The sequence below is a fragment of the Paenibacillus baimaensis genome (assembly GCF_025567575.1).
On record NZ_JAOQIO010000115.1, the window covers coordinates 1 to 12,900 of the forward strand.

Sequence of the window (12,900 nt, forward strand, 5' to 3'; positions counted from 1 at the left end):
AACCTACCTCTGAACCGCGGTCGCTCATCTTTGAAAGGCCTCGATAGAGGTTTTCTTATAAAAAGGCTTTCAAAAAGCCAACATATCTGATAACCTGATAAGTATAAGATGGATGGTTATTTTAAAGAAGGTAGGTATCCCGATGCGAGTTTCCCTGTTTATTACTTGTTTGGCGGACCAGCTGTATCCCGAGGTTGGTGAAAGTGTCGTAAGGCTGTTAACCCGTTATGGGTGTGAGGTTGACTTTCCCGAGCAGCAAACCTGCTGTGGACAGCCGGCTTTTAACAGCGGCTATCAGGATGAGGCAAGAGAAGTTGCACGCGGGCTGATCCGCGCGTTTGATCATAGTGATTATGTGGTATCGCCTTCCGGCTCCTGTACCGGTATGGTTCACCACTATTATCCGCAGCTATTTGCCAATGAGCCTGAATGGCTGCTGAAGGCCGAGCAGCTGGTGGAGAAGACGTACGAATTTTCGCAGTTTCTGGTCGGAGTGCTTGGTATAACAGATGTCGGCGCACAATTTGACAAGAAGGTCACTTACCATCCGTCCTGTCATGCAATGCGGTTGTTGGGCGTGAAGGAAGAGCCGGGTGCTTTATTGTCGAAGGTTAAGGGGCTTGAGCTGATCGAGCTTCCGAAAAAGGAAGATTGCTGCGGCTTTGGCGGTACCTTTGCCGTCAAAATGGCTGATATGTCGGAGGCGATGGTATGCGAAAAGGCAGGAAATGTATGCTCGACCGGCGCAGAAGTGCTGGTAGGAACCGATATGGGCTGCCTGATGAATATCGGCGGGGCCTTGAATAAAGATAATAAGCCAATTCGGGTGATGCATTTGGCACAGCTGCTTGAGGAAGGAGTGAAGCGCAATGAGTCAGATCGAAACTAGGCAGTTAATCGGTAGCGGTTTAAAGCAGCGGACAGAAGAAGCATTGGCTGACGATTTTTTGCGGAAGGCGGTTGCGTTTACAACTGATAAGCTGAAGACCGGAAAGCTGAAGGCGACAGATGATTTTGGTGATTGGGAGCAGTGGCGTGAGCGTGGACGATTGATTCGTACCCATGTCATTGATAATCTGGATTATTATTTGACCCAGTTCACGGATAATGTGTCCAAGGCGGGCGGGCATGTGTACTTTTGCTGTACTGCCGATGAGGCTGTAAAGACCTTTATGGAACTTGCCGAGAAGCGTAAAGCGAAGCTGGTAGCCAAAGGCAAATCGATGGTGTCCGAGGAAATTCATCTGAACCACCATTTGGAGGATCATGGGATCGAAGCGATTGAGACAGATCTGGGTGAGTATATTTTGCAGCTTGCCAAGGAAACGCCATCGCATCTGATTATTCCTGCGATTCACAAGAACAAGCAGCAGATTGCCGACCTGTTCAACGAGGAGTCCGGGGAAAGCTTTCCTCCGGAAACAAGGGTTCTTGCCGATTTTGCCAGACAAAAGCTGCGTAATTATTTTCTGGAGGCCGATATTGGCTTGACAGGCTGTAACTTCGGTGTGGCTGAATCCGGCTCGATTACGCTTGTATCCAATGAAGGAAATGGGCGAATGGTCAGCACGATACCGAAGTCGCATGTAGTGATTATGGGAATGGAGCGGCTGGTTCCCACCTTTGATGATCTGGAGGTTGTACTGAATCTGCTGGCGAGAAGCGCTACGGGACAGAAGCTGACTACCTATACCTCCATGATTACAGGGCCGCGGCGTGAAGGCGAGCTGGATGGACCTGAAGAGCTCCATCTGATTGTACTGGATAATGGTCGCTCCGAGCAGCTTGGCGATCCGGTGTTCCAAGAGGTTCTGAACTGCATCCGCTGCGCGGCCTGTCTGAATGTATGTCCTGTGTACCGGCATGTTGGCGGTCATACCTATGGCAGTGTGTACAGTGGACCTATCGGAGCTGTATTGACTCCGCTGCTGCAGCAGGATATGAAGGAAGCCGGTGAGCTGGCCTATGCTTCAAGCTTATGCGGGGCTTGTTATGAGGCATGCCCAGTGAAAATTCCGCTGCATGATATGCTCGTACAGCTGCGTAATCGCAAGGTGAAAATGGGGCTGACTCCGTTTGCCGAGCGTACTGCCTTTAAGACATTCCAAACTGTGTTTGGTAACGTCAAGCTGTACAAGGTAGCGATGAATTCCGCTTACTATTTGCAGAAGCCTTTTATTAGCAAAGGCTTTATTAAGAAGGGTCCGGGACCGATGTCGGGCTGGACGCAGTCACGCTTCTTTCCTATGAAACCCAAGGAGTCGTTTCGGGATAAGTGGAATAAACTGCAGCAGGAAATGAAGTCCTCTGCCGGAAGCTCTGCCGCTCCTAGTGTGACATCCTCTGCAGATTCGAAGAAAAGAGGTGAGCATCATGACCATTAAGCCCGGACAGATTCAAGGCCGCGATTCTTTTATCGCGAATATCTCTTCAAGATTGGGGCGCAAGTCGCCTGATGCCGTGGCACCGGAGCATCCTTACAGAGGGGCTCCTGCATTTTATAAAGAAATCGAACGGACAACCGAGGAAAAAATACAGCTTTTTACCGATAACTGGACAGCATTGACAGGCAAGGTGCTGGTCGTTGAAGCAGCGGAGGCAGAGGAGAAACTTGGCGTATGGCTGCAGCAGATCGTGGAGGAGCTGCAGGTCAAACGGGCATCACGCTGGGAGCATGCAGGTTTGATCGGATTGAATGTGGACGGGGCTCTGTCAGCAGCGGGAGTTGAGGTAGTCCCCTGGATTCTCGACCCGAGCGCTGCTCAGGAAGGCGGTCCGGCAAGTACGGATATGTCGGGCTCAAGTGGTACCGTTGGACCTGACTCGACAGTTCTTGCTGATCAAGCCGATGTGCAGCCGATCGAAGCTGACTCTGTGGATCCAAGCAAGCTTGAAGCGACGGCGGATTCCGGTCCTATCGAGCTGTCCTCGGTACATACCGACAAGCAGGGGGCAGCTCCTTCAAACTGGCAGCAGCGCAGTCGGCTGCTCCAGCGGACAGAGCGGTGCGAGATGGGTATTATATGGCCCGATTATGCTGTAGCTAATACGAGCACGCTTGTATTGCAATGCTCGCCTGAGCATGGTCGTTCCGTAAGTCTCTTGACCGATATATTATTCGCTGTTTTTCGTGCTGATCAGCTTGTTACTCGAATGGGTGAAGCTTTTCAGCAAGTTACGAACGGCAAGCATGATGCGAGTCAGTATGCTTCCTCTCTAAATCTGATTACAGGTCCGAGCCGCAGCGCGGATATCGAGAATGATCTGACTATCGGAATCCATGGGCCTGGAAAGGTATATGCAGTTATTATCAAATAAAACCAAGCAAACCATTATTGCTCAAATAAAATGAATATAAGGGTGAGAAGCAGTGTCGGTTTGTGTCGAAACCGATGGTGTTTATCGCTCTTTTTTTCGTGGAAATGCTTCACAGGTTATTCATATTCGCCAAATCTTTACATTTTTCTTAAAAAAGTAGTTCAAATGATATGCTCGTAGAAGTATAATAGAATTAATGATTTTTTTGCGAAAATCGTACATCTTGCAGATGTATTAATAAATGACAAAATGTGTCTACATAAGGGGTGAAATCATGTCAGGTGAATTAATATTGCTAGTAGAGGATGATCGGGAAATCAGCAGCTTGATTGAGCTCTATCTTCGTAAGCAAGGATTCAACGTTGTTATAGCAGAGGCGGGGGAAGAAGCCCTCGATCAATTTGAGAACAGCACACCCGCATTGATTTTGCTAGATATTAATTTGGATGGTATGAATGGGCTTACCGTGTGCAAGGAAATTCGTGAGGTTTCCAACGTTCCAATTGTGTTTATTAGCTGTAATAAGGATTCGGATGACATTGTAGAGGGCCTGAAGCTGGGCGCTGATGACTATATTACAAAACCATTTGATCCCGAGGTCATGGTTGCGAGAGTGCAGGCGAATCTCAGGAGAGCACCGATTTTTCGCAGGGGGGCCACTCCAGTTAAGAAGGACGAGCTGAGAACACTTTCTTTTGATGGATTGACTGTAGATCTGGTTAATTTCCAGGTGCATGTTAACGGAATCCATGTTCCACTGTCTGCGAAGGAAGTACAGCTGCTCATATTTTTGGCGCGGCAGCCGGATCAAGTATTTTCATTGGATGAGCTTTATCAAAATATTTGGGGAGCAGACAGCATATCTGATACCCGTACCGTGATGGTGCACATTAGCAGTCTTCGCAAGAAACTGGAAACACCTGTTGCTCAGTTCAAGTATATTCACAATATTCGGGGGATCGGTTATAAATTTAATTCATATCTGCCCAAATCTTAAAAATAGAGGTGTAGACAAACCATGAACCATAAATTATTGGAGCTGCAAACCTTATTGCGCGAGCATAGTCTATTAATCACCTTCTCCGGAAAATTTACTCAAAGTATTATAGAAGAGCTCGGTGAAGCGGTTAAGAAATATTTGGAGACTGAGAAGCGCCCACAAAATGCGATTTTCGACCTATTCTCAATTTTTATCGAACAGACGCAAAATATTAAAAATTATTGTTCCCTGATGCAGGATTCCGATTTTGGTGACCGAATTTCAGAATCTTGTATTGTAACCATAGGCAAAACGGAGACTGGCAATTATGTATGCTCCGGCAATCAGATTCAAAACCGTGATACAGCCAAGCTGATCAAGGCATTAGACGAGATTAACTTACTCGATAAGGAAGAATTGAAAAAGATGTACAAAATGAAACGCAAGCAGGATATTTCAGAGCTGGAAGGTTCGGGAGCCGGATTAGGTTTAATTGATATTGCCAGAAAGGTTAAGCAGCCATTGGAATATACGATCACGGAACTGGACTCGCAATTTTCCTTTTTTACATTAAAAGCAACCGTATAGAAAGCAGGTGAATAGATGTTAGACGTATTGCGTATTGAAGCTACAAGAAGCACACCGGAGATTTCTTTCAATCCGACTAATCATAGGCTATCTGTTCGCGGACAATCTTATCCTGAAAATTCGTTTAAATTTTACGAACCTATTCTACAATGGGTTGAACAATATTTACATAATCTTGGTGGCGAGAAGGTTGAGATCGAATTCTGCCTGCCATACATCAATACAAGCAGCTCGAAGTGTATCATGATGCTGTTGGAAAAGTTCAATAAAGCTTTTCATGATGGCAAGGAGCTCAATCTGAACTGGTTTTGCAGTGAGGATAATGAGAGTGAAATCGAATGTGCTGAAGAATTTAAGGAAGATCTGGAGCTGCCATTTCAAATCATTGCACAGAAAGAGGTTTGATGCCTGCAATGGATCAAGAAAATCTGTTTGGAAATGAGCGGAAAATATTGGAGGCATCCCGCAAAATTATGGAGGAGGCTGCTCACGAGCATAACGAGCTGCTGCCTGAATTCTCCAAGCTGGTCATTGATTATGAGCGCCTCATCAAATTGACGACCAAAATATTCAAGATCAGCGATATCCAGGGCAAAAACATCAAACAGCACGAGGATGAAATGCGCCAAATGAATCATGATCTGCAGCATCTGGAAAAATCGCGTCGTAAGCTGATGAGTGATATTTCACATGAGCTTGGTACACCGATGACCTCTGTTCAGGGTTATGTCAAAGCGATGCTGGATGGCGTGATCGAACCGGGCGAACCGCATTTACGGATGATTTATAATAAGGTGCTGCTCGTAAATGATCTGGTAGATGACTTGTTTGAGCTGTCCAAGCTTGAAGCCAGCAAAGCTATTTTCCAATTTTCCGAATACCCGCTGGAGCAGGTGCTGGATCTGTTACGGGGTAGATTTGAGCTTGAAGCAGCGGATCGTGGCTATCAGTTCAGTGTCGAGGATTTTCAAGAAAACATCCCGGAAGCTGGATATGTTTCGATTTCGATAGATTTGAAACGATTTGAGCAGGTTATGAATAACTTTGTGAATAATGCGTTTCGCTATACGGCCCCCGGAGGTATGATTAAAATCCACGGAGAGGTCCATATTGAGAAGCAACGGATGTTAGCCAATGGACTTCACTGTGAGGTTACCTTCAAGGTAAGCGATTCAGGAGAGGGTATCGATGAGGAAGCGCTGCCGCATGTTTTTGATCGTTTTTATCGAGCCATTAAGGCTAAATCGAGCACGACTCCGGGTACTGGGCTTGGACTGGCCATTGCCAAAGAAATCGTTCAACAGCATAACGGGCAAATTGGCGTTAACAGTGTGAAAAATCACGGCTGCACGTTCTATTTTACTTTACCGGGAACGATTATTCTGGATCAGGCTTGGGAGACGGAATCATGAGCGCAAAAGATCACAATCTGATGAAAGTCATCGTAATCGCAAGCATCATTATTGTGCTTTCTATTATACTTGCTGGCACAAGTGTATATATCATTGCAGAAAAAGAAGTTGTCAACAAGTTGAAAAGCAAGGATTTGGTGCGGATTGCCGAGTCGGTCGCTTCCAAGGTCGATGGCCGTCTTCAACGGGCTAAAGAGTCATCGCTAATGTTGGCTAAGGACCCTGAGCTGATCAACTGGCTGGCTGATGGTGAGAAGGACGAGAAGCTGCGTGGCCATGTTATTGAAAAGCTTAATAACCTGGCAACCGGATTTGACTACAGCAACGGTTTTATAGCAAGCAAGGCAACCGGTAATTATTGGATTGAAAACGGACAGGCTAGCAAGGTATTGTCAGAAGGCAATGCGACTGACCAATGGTTTTATAAAACACTCGCTTCCAAACAGCAGGTTACACTTAATTTGGATTATAACGAAGTACGGCAGGATACTTTTGTATTCGTAAATGTGCTTGTTGGTAAGACAGATGCGCCCGTTGGAGTAGCAGGTATTGGATTAAGCCTGAAGGAGCTGGCAACCAATTTTGCCGACTACAAGTATGGTGCCAAAAGTAATTTGTGGTTGATCGATAACAGCGGCAAAATCTACTTGTCAGATGATATCAGCAAGGTGGGGACAATGGTGTCCAGTCTTGTTCCTGAACAGCTCGTTCAACAAATGCTTGGTCAATTCAATCAAACTGACTCCAATGGTCAACAACCCGTAGTCCTTGATTATATGGATAGCGAAGGACAGAAGATGGATTTGATCAGTTTTCCGCTCAAATCGACAGATTGGAAGCTGCTGTTTCAAATGCGACGGAGTGATTCGGTTTCGTTTCTCGATACGATTAAAATTAATACAGGCATTGCGTCACTGCTGTGCATCCTAGCTATGATCTTCATGTTTTATTTCGTTACACGCAACCTGGCCAACCCCTACAATAGGGCTCTGGAGCTTAATCGCAAGCTGGAGCAGGCGGTTCAGGAGCGGACGAAGCAAATATCCGAGCAGAAGCAGAAGCTGACGGACAGCATTGATTATGCGAAGCGGATTCAGGACTCGATACTGCCTTCACGCGAGGAAATCGAGGGTGTGCTGCAGGATCATTTTGTACTATGGGAGCCGCGTGACGTTGTAGGCGGCGATTTTTATTGGATGAAGCAGACCAATGATGGCTATTTATTAGCTATTGGTGATTGTACAGGCCATGGTGTACCGGGGGCATTGATGACCATGATTTCCATCTCCATCCTCAATCGTATTGCCGAGACGGCAGAAACTATGGACCCGGCATCCATTCTGCAATCAATGAACCGACTGATTAAAGAAACACTGCACCGCGAGCATGGAGACCTGATGTCGGATGACGGGTTGGATATCGGGCTTTGTTTCATCAGAGGGGATCAGCTTACATTTGCTGGCGCCAAAACCTCCCTGTATATGAAGAACGATCAGGAATTGACGGTGATCAAGGGTGATCGCAAAAGCATTGGTTCAGTCAGAACGAATAACCAATTCAACTTTGCGAATGCCGAGCTTACGGTAAGTACGGGTGCTTCCTTTTATATGACTACAGATGGTTATCTGGATCAGAACGGCGGCGTCAAGAATGTTTCGTTCGGCAAGCAAAAGCTGATTGAAATGATCGAGCAGTTCCATGGTAAACCATTGGGTGAGCAGGAAGCTTTGTTCCGCAGTCGACTGGTCGATTATATGGGCGACGAGCCACAGCGTGACGATATTACATTATTAGGCTTCAAAATATCCTGAAAAGAATAAGGCTTTCAATAAAAAACACATGCTCAGGCATGTGTTTTTTTGTTGACTTCTGATTAGGTGTCATCTCGGGTAAATATCATTTCTTTGAAACAATTTCCATAGCTGCTCTGCCATAAATTGAGGTGAACGTGGCATGCTATTGAGAATCCACCACTCCACGGTTCCAACGAAGGCCGAGGCCATAAATTGTGTAATTAGTTCCTTATCCATTTCCTGATTGATCTCCTGCATATTGATCTTCTCTGTTATGCTAGCAGCCACATTCTGCAGCATGCGTTCCCGAAATACGGAGGTTCTTTGATTAGTGAGCATGGAAGAAAAGAATAGAAAATTATCCTCGAAATAAGTAAATGCTGGCATTAATGCACGGATCAGATCTATTTTTTCCAGATTGTAATCGATCGCTTTGCATGCTATGAACATATGGCTTAGATGGTCTTCTATGCATTTATTAAGCAGGTCGTATTTATCCGTGTAGTGAAGATATATGGTCCCCCGGTTTACATTGGCCCGTTCAGCAATATCATTAATGGTGATTTGATCGAACTCTTTTTCGGAAAACAATCCCAGAAACGCCTTGTTAATGGATTCCTTTGTTCTCAGGATTCGTCTATCTATTTTCGTTGCGGTATCCATATTGCATTTGCCTCCTCACGTTAATGAACAATTCTAGTGCTGTTGTTGTATATGAAACAAAATTGCAAGTATTAGCGATTGAATTAACTTATCTTCTCTATATAATAATAATCAACAGCTATTAAATAATCAACAGTTGTTAATTAAAATTGATTACAAATTATTTTAAGGGGCGATAACAAATGGACAACTTGAAATCCAAGGTGATCATCATTACGGGAGCATCCAGCGGAATAGGAGAAGCTACTGCCAAGTTAGTGGCCCAAAACGGCGCAAAGGTCGTATTGGCTGCTAGAAGAGAGGAACGCTTGCAAACGATAGTTAGCGAGATAGAAAAAGAAGGCGGAGAGGCTGTATACCATGTAACAAATGTGGCTTCAGCGGAAGATATGCAGAAGCTTGCACAATTTGCCTTACAGCAGTATGGACGTATCGATGTTCTAGTGAATAATGCCGGAATCATGCCAGTATCCCAGCTTAACGAACTCAGGGTCAACGAGTGGGATAACATGATTGATGTTAATATCAAGGGAGTTCTGTACGGCATTGCCGCAGTATTGCCAACTATGAGGGAACAGCAATCAGGACATATCATCAATATTTCCTCGGTTGCAGGTTATAGTGTAAGTCCAGCCTCATCTGTATATAGCGCTACCAAATTTGCAGTTAGAGCGATAACGGAAGGGTTGCGCCAGGAAGAATCTCCTGCCTCTAATATTCGAACCACCATTATCTCACCGGGAATAACGGATACGGAGTTATCCCATTCAATTAACAGTCCTGCCATCCAGGCTATGGCCAGCGAATTCATGAAAATGGCTATTTCTCCATACAGTATTGCCAGAGCGATTGCATACGTCATTAATGAACCCGAGGATACCGGAGTCAACGAGATCGTGATTAGACCAACCCTACAGCCTTAACACAATTACCGTGATAGATTTGATTTCTTGATAGAAGTTACTGCATGGATCGTCCTTTACTTAGAGGGCGATCTTTTTTTATCCTATTCAATGGGGAATGAAGTAAAATGTTTAGGCAGTAACCCGTTGACAGACGAATTGGCTGGTGTTAGGATTAAAATGTAGATTATACAAAACTATGGTTTACTATAGTAAACCACATTCGTTTTTCATCTTGGGAGGGAATATGGACAAAAAGTATTGGGTACCAGCTTTGGACAAAGCTAATGATATCCTGCTGGCCATTTCCGGGCAGCCCTCCAAGCTGAAGCTGATTGATCTCTCGAAGCAGCTTGGCATTAACAAAAGCTCGATGTTTTCGTTACTGAATACGATGGAGCAGTTGGAATGGGTTGTTCGGGATGCAGAGGGGACCTATTCCCTGGGGTCTAGACTCGGGTTTATCGGAAACTCTTTTTTCAAGCAATTCAGTTTAATAGAACGGTTTCGCAAGGAAGCGTCTATCACGAAACACAAGATTCAGGAAACGATTCAACTAGCCAGATTGGAACGGCACGAGGTGCTGTATCTGGCCAAGGAGGAAATGCCATCTCCGGTTCGATTAGCTTCCGAGCCTGGTATGAAGCTGCCTGCTCATGTGACGGCACTTGGCAAAGCACTGCTGGCTGATCTGGAAACCTCGGTTATTGAAAGCCTGTTCCCTGAAGAGTCACTGCAGCCTTGCCCGACACCGCACACGCTTAAGAATCGCAGTGACTTGATTACGCAGCTGGAGCTTTCCCGCGAGCATGGTGTTGCATTTGATCTACAGGAAGCTGTAATGGGTTTTTGCTGTGTGGCGGCACCGGTTAGGGATACGCAGGGTCAGGTCATAGCGGCGATCAGCTGCTCGATGTTTCAGCATGAATGGGAGCAAAAGCGGGAGCTGGCGCAGCGTGAAATTTGTGCCTTGGCTGCAAGGCTTTCACATAGTTCTGTTTAATATCAATCGAAAGGAATGATAATGAGTGAGATTAGACAATAAAATCGTTTTGATTACGGGCGCTGGATCAGGTATTGGCAAAAGCTCGGCGCTGCTGTTCGCCAAAGAAGGCGCTACTGTCATTGTGAATGATCTGGTTGAAAAAGGCGGTCTCGAAACCGTGGAAGAAATTCATCAGGCTGGAGGCAAGGCGCTTTTTATCCAGGCAGACACAACGGTTCCAGAATCGGTAAAAGCGATGGTGGATCAGGCTATCGACACCTACGGTCGTATAGATGTCTTGTTTAATAATGCAGGGGTAAGCGGTATCGGAGCGATTCATGAGGTAGAACCGGAGGACTGGGATCGTGTCATCAGGATCAACATTCGCGGTGTGTTTTTGCCGTGTAAATATGTGCTGCCGCATATGATGGATCGTCGTGAAGGCTCGATCATTAATATGTCCTCCTGCATAGCTGAAATCGGCTTGGGCCGTCGTGCTTCCTATTCAGCAACCAAAGGTGCTGTACTGTCGCTCACCAAATCGATGCAGGTTGACTACGCACCTTACCAAATTCGCGTTAATGCGCTGCTCCCGGGCACGATTCTTACACCTTTTGTGGAAAATTACCTGCGTACCTCCTACGACGATCCGGAGGAAGCGATCGATTCTCTCAAGAAACGCCAGCTTAGCGGTGACTTGGGCAGACCTGAAGATGTGGCCAAGGCGGCATTGTTCCTGGCTTCGGATGACTCCCGCTTTATGATGGGCTCTCCGCTTTATATTGATGGCGGCGTTGTTTTTGGTAAAAATGCTTAAGTTACAATACGGTTAAATCTAACTATATATGATGGAGGAATGAAACTATGAAACTGCTTACTTTTATTGAAGAGGGTCAACAAAAGCTGGGTGTGAAGACCGAACAAGGGATTGTACATATTACTGCTGCCCTTGAGGAGATTCCGGTACTGGAAGGTCAAGTCGTCCCGCAAACGGTACATGAAGTAATTGATGGTGGTGCAGACGCGCTAGCAGCTCTTGCAGCCTATGTGGATCAAGTGCTATCAGCTGCGGATCGTGGTCCAAGTACTCATGTGCTGGTTGAATCTGAGCTGACATTGGGACCGTGTGTAACCCATCCGAACAAAATCATCTGCGTAGGTTTGAACTATCGGAAGCATGCCGAAGAAACCAATGCACCGATTCCGCAATATCCAATCCTTTTTAACAAATTCAATAATACGCTAACGGGTCATGGTGCTGATGTATCACTTGCGGAAAGAGTGACTAGCAAGGTGGACTACGAGTGTGAATTGGTTATTGTCATCGGAACCAAAGCCAAGTATGTAACCAAGGAAGATGCACTAAGCCATGTGTTCGGTTACTGTAACGTAAATGATCTGTCCGCTCGTGATTTGCAGCTGCGCACTCAGCAATGGCTGCTTGGCAAAAGCCTGGATGGTTTTAGTCCGCTTGGGCCTTACCTGGTGACAGCTGATGAGGTTGGCGACCCTAACAATCTGGGTATTCGCACGCTGGTTAACGGTGAGCAGCGCCAAAACTCGAATACGTCGGATATGATCTTCCATTGCGATGAAATCGTCAGCTATATTTCTCAGCATATGACGCTGGTACCGGGAGATATTATTTTGACTGGAACACCTGAGGGTGTCGTATTGGGCTTGTCTGAGGACAAACAGGTTTATTTGAAAGACGGCGATGTGGTGACGATTGAAGTGGAAAAACTGGGTACATTAACGAACCGGATGGTAGCCGAACAACGGTAATGTCACAATACAGGTAGATGGGATGCTTACGTAGTCTGTTTTTTACGAAAACATTCCGGTTCATGCTTACGATCCCAGCTTCTTAAGGAAGCTTTCAGGAGGTTATCAATTACAATGGCAGGACATCAAATTGAAGTAGGGGCAGACGCTCTGGTCATGGATGCAAGGGATCATGTTGCTACAGCGATCAAGGATTTGGAGCAGGGGAGCAAGGTTGCCTATCGTGTACAGGATGCGGTTCATGAGCTTGTGCTTGTGGATGCAATTCAATTCGGTCATAAGCTGGCGATCACGGATATTGCCGAAGGTACCGACATTCGTAAATATGGCGAAGTGATCGGTAGAACGACGACCGCTATTCGTGCGGGTGAGCACGTTCATGTCCATAATGTCGAAGGTATTCGTGGACGCGGCGATCAAGCGCCTAAGGCTTAATAATATAGCAGGTGAGTTTCTGCTCAGCAGACTCTAAGGA

14 protein-coding genes are annotated in these 12,900 nt (G+C 45.9%); 13 read left to right on the forward strand and 1 reads right to left on the reverse strand.

Features of this window, described 5'->3' with window-relative positions:
• The first annotated feature begins 142 nt into the window (after positions 1 to 142).
• From OB236_RS34080 to OB236_RS34115, 8 genes are all read left to right on the forward strand, one after another.
• Complete coding sequence (locus OB236_RS34080) at positions 143 to 889, forward strand: (Fe-S)-binding protein (RefSeq protein WP_262688033.1); 747 nt, start codon at positions 143 to 145, stop codon at positions 887 to 889.
• On the forward strand, positions 870 to 2,384 hold the full coding sequence (locus tag OB236_RS34085) for a LutB/LldF family L-lactate oxidation iron-sulfur protein (protein WP_262688035.1): 1,515 nt from the start codon (positions 870 to 872) through the stop codon (positions 2,382 to 2,384). Before OB236_RS34080 ends, OB236_RS34085 begins: the two co-directional genes overlap by 20 nt.
• Positions 2,374 to 3,318, forward strand: a complete 945-nt coding sequence (locus tag OB236_RS34090; protein ID WP_262688037.1) for a LutC/YkgG family protein — start codon at positions 2,374 to 2,376, stop codon at positions 3,316 to 3,318. The genes OB236_RS34085 and OB236_RS34090 overlap by 11 nt, the downstream gene beginning before the upstream one ends.
• A gap of 274 nt (positions 3,319 to 3,592) precedes the next feature.
• Positions 3,593 to 4,315 carry a response regulator transcription factor gene (locus OB236_RS34095; protein ID WP_076233075.1) on the forward strand — a complete coding sequence of 241 codons (723 nt, stop codon included), beginning with the start codon at positions 3,593 to 3,595 and terminating at the stop codon, positions 4,313 to 4,315.
• Positions 4,316 to 4,336: 21 nt separating this feature from the next.
• Complete coding sequence (locus OB236_RS34100; RefSeq protein WP_076233076.1) at positions 4,337 to 4,885, forward strand: SiaB family protein kinase; 549 nt, start codon at positions 4,337 to 4,339, stop codon at positions 4,883 to 4,885.
• A gap of 15 nt (positions 4,886 to 4,900) precedes the next feature.
• The gene (locus OB236_RS34105; RefSeq protein WP_076233077.1) at positions 4,901 to 5,290 is read left to right on the forward strand and encodes a DUF1987 domain-containing protein; all 390 of its coding nucleotides are present in this window, start codon (positions 4,901 to 4,903) and stop codon (positions 5,288 to 5,290) included.
• Between the two features lie 8 nt (positions 5,291 to 5,298).
• Positions 5,299 to 6,297 (forward strand): sensor histidine kinase, encoded by a 999-nt coding sequence (locus OB236_RS34110; RefSeq protein WP_262688038.1) that lies wholly within the window; start codon positions 5,299 to 5,301, stop codon positions 6,295 to 6,297.
• Positions 6,294 to 8,108, forward strand: a complete 1,815-nt coding sequence (locus OB236_RS34115; protein WP_262688039.1) for a SpoIIE family protein phosphatase — start codon at positions 6,294 to 6,296, stop codon at positions 8,106 to 8,108. Before OB236_RS34110 ends, OB236_RS34115 begins: the two co-directional genes overlap by 4 nt.
• A gap of 69 nt (positions 8,109 to 8,177) precedes the next feature.
• On the opposite strand, the gene OB236_RS34120 is transcribed toward OB236_RS34115, so the two are convergent.
• Entirely contained in the window at positions 8,178 to 8,753 is a 576-nt protein-coding gene (locus tag OB236_RS34120; RefSeq protein ID WP_076233080.1) for a TetR/AcrR family transcriptional regulator, read from the reverse strand.
• A gap of 182 nt (positions 8,754 to 8,935) precedes the next feature.
• Here OB236_RS34120 and OB236_RS34125 point away from each other — a divergent pair, with 182 nt between their 5' ends.
• From OB236_RS34125 to OB236_RS34145, 5 genes are all read left to right on the forward strand, one after another.
• Positions 8,936 to 9,676 carry an SDR family oxidoreductase gene (locus tag OB236_RS34125; protein WP_262688040.1) on the forward strand — a complete coding sequence of 247 codons (741 nt, stop codon included), beginning with the start codon at positions 8,936 to 8,938 and terminating at the stop codon, positions 9,674 to 9,676.
• A 226-nt stretch (positions 9,677 to 9,902) separates the two neighbouring features.
• Entirely contained in the window at positions 9,903 to 10,658 is a 756-nt protein-coding gene (locus tag OB236_RS34130) for an IclR family transcriptional regulator (RefSeq protein ID WP_262688041.1), read from the forward strand.
• Positions 10,659 to 10,683: 25 nt separating this feature from the next.
• A complete protein-coding gene (locus OB236_RS34135) occupies positions 10,684 to 11,457 on the forward strand; it encodes an SDR family NAD(P)-dependent oxidoreductase (protein ID WP_076233083.1) in 774 nt (257 codons plus the stop codon).
• 47 nt (positions 11,458 to 11,504) lie between these two features.
• Entirely contained in the window at positions 11,505 to 12,425 is a 921-nt protein-coding gene (locus OB236_RS34140; RefSeq protein ID WP_262688042.1) for a fumarylacetoacetate hydrolase family protein, read from the forward strand.
• Positions 12,426 to 12,539: 114 nt separating this feature from the next.
• Positions 12,540 to 12,860 (forward strand): UxaA family hydrolase, encoded by a 321-nt coding sequence (locus OB236_RS34145; RefSeq protein ID WP_076233085.1) that lies wholly within the window; start codon positions 12,540 to 12,542, stop codon positions 12,858 to 12,860.
• Positions 12,861 to 12,900: the final 40 nt, after the last annotated feature.

Coding starts and splice junctions, on each gene's coding strand:
- OB236_RS34080 (WP_262688033.1), top strand. CDS start 143: ATGCGAGTTTCCCTGTTTATTACTTGTTTGGCGGACCAGCTGTATCCC.
- OB236_RS34085 (WP_262688035.1), top strand. CDS start 870: ATGAGTCAGATCGAAACTAGGCAGTTAATCGGTAGCGGTTTAAAGCAG.
- OB236_RS34090 (WP_262688037.1), top strand. CDS start 2,374: ATGACCATTAAGCCCGGACAGATTCAAGGCCGCGATTCTTTTATCGCG.
- OB236_RS34095 (WP_076233075.1), top strand. CDS start 3,593: ATGTCAGGTGAATTAATATTGCTAGTAGAGGATGATCGGGAAATCAGC.
- OB236_RS34100 (WP_076233076.1), top strand. CDS start 4,337: ATGAACCATAAATTATTGGAGCTGCAAACCTTATTGCGCGAGCATAGT.
- OB236_RS34105 (WP_076233077.1), top strand. CDS start 4,901: ATGTTAGACGTATTGCGTATTGAAGCTACAAGAAGCACACCGGAGATT.
- OB236_RS34110 (WP_262688038.1), top strand. CDS start 5,299: ATGGATCAAGAAAATCTGTTTGGAAATGAGCGGAAAATATTGGAGGCA.
- OB236_RS34115 (WP_262688039.1), top strand. CDS start 6,294: ATGAGCGCAAAAGATCACAATCTGATGAAAGTCATCGTAATCGCAAGC.
- OB236_RS34120 (WP_076233080.1), bottom strand. CDS start 8,753: ATGGATACCGCAACGAAAATAGATAGACGAATCCTGAGAACAAAGGAA.
- OB236_RS34125 (WP_262688040.1), top strand. CDS start 8,936: ATGGACAACTTGAAATCCAAGGTGATCATCATTACGGGAGCATCCAGC.
- OB236_RS34130 (WP_262688041.1), top strand. CDS start 9,903: ATGGACAAAAAGTATTGGGTACCAGCTTTGGACAAAGCTAATGATATC.
- OB236_RS34140 (WP_262688042.1), top strand. CDS start 11,505: ATGAAACTGCTTACTTTTATTGAAGAGGGTCAACAAAAGCTGGGTGTG.
- OB236_RS34145 (WP_076233085.1), top strand. CDS start 12,540: ATGGCAGGACATCAAATTGAAGTAGGGGCAGACGCTCTGGTCATGGAT.